The 2,511-nt window shown below is 66.3% G+C and carries 3 protein-coding genes; all 3 read right to left on the minus strand.

Annotated features, from left to right (window positions below; genetic code table 11):
- On the minus strand, nt 1-794 hold a 794-nt coding region (locus VGH54_RS22010), incomplete at its 3' end, for a PPE domain-containing protein (RefSeq protein WP_331514218.1).
- Between the two features lie 15 nt (nt 795-809).
- Nucleotides 810-1,109 (minus strand): PE family protein, encoded by a 300-nt coding sequence (locus VGH54_RS22015; protein ID WP_331514219.1) that lies wholly within the window; start codon nt 1,107-1,109, stop codon nt 810-812.
- A gap of 670 nt (nt 1,110-1,779) precedes the next feature.
- Nucleotides 1,780-2,511: PE/PPE C-terminal domain-containing protein (locus VGH54_RS22020; protein ID WP_331514220.1), on the minus strand; the 732-nt coding region annotated here is incomplete at its 5' end.

Genomic DNA, 2,511 nt, shown 5'->3' on the forward strand with positions numbered 1-2,511 from the left:
GTGTTGTAGAACAAGCTGGCGTACGGCGAGTAGTTGGTGACAAGCGCCGACAGGTTCGTGGGCAAGACGGTCGTACCGAAGATAAAGGCATACAGGTCCTGCAACGGCGTCGTGGTGGCGGCCGCTGGGGCGGCCGCCGGCGACGCAAGGCTTTGCAGCGAGCTCGGCATTGACGAGGTCAGCTGTTGCAGGATCGACTGGCTGCTGGTGGCGGCCGACGTGCCGGTTGCCTGGCTGACGGCAGCGGCTTGAGTCGCTGTGCCGCCCGGATTGGTGGTCGCGGCCGGAGTGGCGAACGGCGTCACCTGAGTCGCCGAGGCCGACTGACCCGCATAGCCATACATGGCCGCCGCGTCCTGCGCCCACATTTGGCCGTACTGTGCCTCGAGCTGCGCAATCAGTGGGGTGTACTGGCCGAAGACGTTGGCCTGCACTGCCGCGGCGGTTTCGGCCCGGTTGGCGGCGACGAGCGGCGGCGCCACCGTTGCCGCGAAAGCCTGCTCGTAGGCGGCAACGGCCGCCTGGGCCTGGGCCGCGGACTGCTCGGCCTGCGTGGCTGTCTCCTGCAGCCAGGTGATGTACGGCTGCGCCGCACTCGCCATCGCCGCCGAGGCCGGCCCGTTCCACTCGTCGCTGGCCAGTTGCGTGATCGTCGTCTCGTAGCCCTGAGCGGCCTGCTGGAGTTCCGCGGCAAGGCCGTTCCATGCCGACGCGGCAACCTGGAGAGACGACGCACCGGGACCCATGTACATACGGGCCGAATTGACCTCAGGCGGTAAAGCCCCGAAATCCACCATGTGAAATGCCTCCTAGCCGGCCGCAGCCGCGTTGGCGGCCTCGGTGGCTGCGTAGGAACCGGCGCTGGTGCCCAACGTGTTGACGAACATCTCGTGGATGGCCGCGGCCTGCTGGCTGACGGCCTGGTAGAGCTGTGCGTGGGCGGCGAATTGAGCGGCGGTCAAGGCCGAAACCTCATCGGCGGCAGCCGGAACCACTCCTGTGGTGGGGGCCGCTGCGGCGGCGTTCTGGGCGTTCAGTCCCGAGCCGATCCCCTGCAGGTTGGTGGCCGCTGCCGATAATGCTTCCGGCTGTGTGGTCACGAACGACATCCGGTCTCCTCCTTGATAACTAGGCGCGTCTACGACCTTGAGCAAGGCCGTTCGGTTGAAAGATTAAATGGTCACGCTCGGATAAAGCCGCTGCCGACCTAACTGTTCACGCCCGGACGGCGAGTATTCACCCCCCGATATCGGTTGTTCACCCTGAGTTCGACAAACCTTCCACCTGCGGTAATGCTTCGATTCGACCGGCCACTGGAACGCCCTGTGGGCCCGGCCGCTCTGTTGCCGTCTCGGCTGCCGTGTAACTCAACCTGGTCGTGGCGAAGGATCAAGCGGCTCGAAGACCGCTTGAGCGTGAAAATTCCACGCTCAAGCGGTTTTTGGCTGCTGCGTGCTGGGGATCAGCGAGCAGTTCGCCCTGCTGCGTCACCGGGCAACATCAAGCCACCCAACGCCACGAGCCTGTCACGGCTAGCCCACGATCCGGATGCGACGTTGTGGTCCTGGCTGCGCCACTTCGGCCCGCGTATCACAACGCCCGTGCACAAGGCTGGGCAGTCAATCACGAGACGATGCAATGCCTTTGGCGCGAACAAGGGCTTAGAGTGCCACAGCGCCGCCCGCGGATGGGTCGAGCGCTGAACGACTCTTGTTCGCCGTGGACCGGCTCACGGGTCCGGTCACGGCCACTGGGCCAGCCGAACGGATCCGTACTCTGTTATCCCCCTGCGGGCGGCTTGGCAATCACGGAGTGCCGGAACCCGTATTTCACGACGTACCCGCTGCCGCGGCGTCCGGCACCGGCTCCGAGACCGGCGTTGCCCGCCATCGGAACACCGTTGAGCATTCCATTCGACGTCGGTGCGACCGGGCGTGCGGCGTTGACCAGCTGGGCCTCTTCGATCGCCGCGGGCGTCGACCCTTGCCAACCCGCGGGGACGGACAGCCGCCCGAGAGTGCTGGCCTCGCCCATCTGGGCCGTCACACTGCTGGCCGTAAACGGTGCGCCGCTGACGCCTGCGGTGCCGCCAATGGGGGGAAGTCCTGCTGTCGCAGGCATCAACCCAAGCCCTTTTTCTAGTGCCGTTGCCTGAGCGGGGGTAATCAACTGCTGCCCGAGGCCGTAGCCGAAGTTTCCGAGACCGACCGCGAAGTAGGCCTGGAGGATCTGCCGCATCGTGTTCAGGTTGCCTGATGACCCTCCCGTCAGGCCAACGCCCCAACCGCCTTGACCGAAGTTGGCGACGGTGTTCTGGTACAGCGTCTGGATCCATTCGGCAAACGTGGTCGGGGGGGTCGCCGCGGGCACCGCGGTGGCGGCCGTCTGAGCGGTCGTCTGAGCGGTCGTGGTGGGCGCCGACGACAGCGCGTTCTGCGCCACCGTCGCGGCTTGGCTGGCCGGCGTAGCGGCAGCCTTGGCAACCGCGTCAGCCTGGTTGCTCGTCCCGTC

It is taken from the genome of Mycobacterium sp., assembly GCF_036488105.1.
Taxonomy (GTDB): Bacteria; Actinomycetota; Actinomycetes; order Mycobacteriales; family Mycobacteriaceae; genus Mycobacterium.

Coding starts and splice junctions, on each gene's coding strand:
- VGH54_RS22015 (WP_331514219.1), bottom strand. CDS start 1,109: ATGTCGTTCGTGACCACACAGCCGGAAGCATTATCGGCAGCGGCCACC.